The sequence below is a fragment of the Acinetobacter sp. genome (assembly GCF_036666595.1).
GTDB lineage: Bacteria > Pseudomonadota > Gammaproteobacteria > Pseudomonadales > Moraxellaceae > Acinetobacter.
This window is the reverse complement of sequence record NZ_JAVWVO010000078.1, coordinates 1-729: the sequence shown is the minus strand read 5'-3', so window position 1 is coordinate 729 and position 729 is coordinate 1. Positions and strand designations below refer to the sequence as shown.

General features: G+C 34.7%; 2 pseudogenes. One reads left to right on the top strand and one right to left on the bottom strand.

The features are described from left to right. A pseudogene (locus tag RR876_RS16875) lies at window positions 1-348 on the top strand (hypothetical protein); the annotation flags it as partial. A 194-nt stretch (window positions 349-542) separates the two neighbouring features. Here the strand turns inward: RR876_RS16875 and RR876_RS16870 are convergent. Further along, a pseudogene (locus tag RR876_RS16870) lies at window positions 543-729 on the bottom strand (DNA-binding protein); the annotation flags it as partial.

The following is a 729-nucleotide window of genomic DNA, read 5'->3' as shown; positions in this document are numbered from 1 at the left end:
AAGCCTTGCTATGATGTTGTACCAGAATTACAAGCAAATTTCGCCTTTACCAAGGCTTATTTGGCAGATGATGCTGGTTCTAAAGGTGGTTTTGGAGGGAATAACTTCTTTGTAGATTCTTCTATTTTTGATAAAGATATGCCCGACTTCATTAAAGTAAGTGATCAACAACCAAAACTAAATATTAAAGGGTTGGATCAACCATTTTTTAAAGTTGTTGAATTCGAAAATTTAAGAATTAATCATATTAATAAGGAATTACTAGATGCTTTCGAAGTTGCAGAGAAGCTCACAAATGATTCTTGTATTAACTTAAAGCTTAAAAAAATTGCTTGGAAAGATATTTAATTTGAAGTTTGTCTAAAATTAACATAATACACCTTATACGAAATGCTCTAATTTATTCTTTTTAATTCATAGTGTTATCGTATATTTAAAAGTCCAGTTCTCACCGATTGGGCTTTTTACGTGAATAGTCGTGTTCCACGCCTATTCTTTAATCAATGTTCCACATTTTTGATTAGCTCAGTTGAATAATGACTTTAGCCATTCGGTAAGAAAAACCGGCTCAGAAAGCCTCTTTTCGGTGGTTCAGGCTCAACATGCTCAGGCACTGGGATACGCTTACTCTCGGTTTCAACCTGAGTAGTCAATCCGTCATATTTAGGCTCTGTTGTGTCAGGTTCGATATCTGTTTTGGCCATATTAGGTTGTACCGGTTTTTGATCG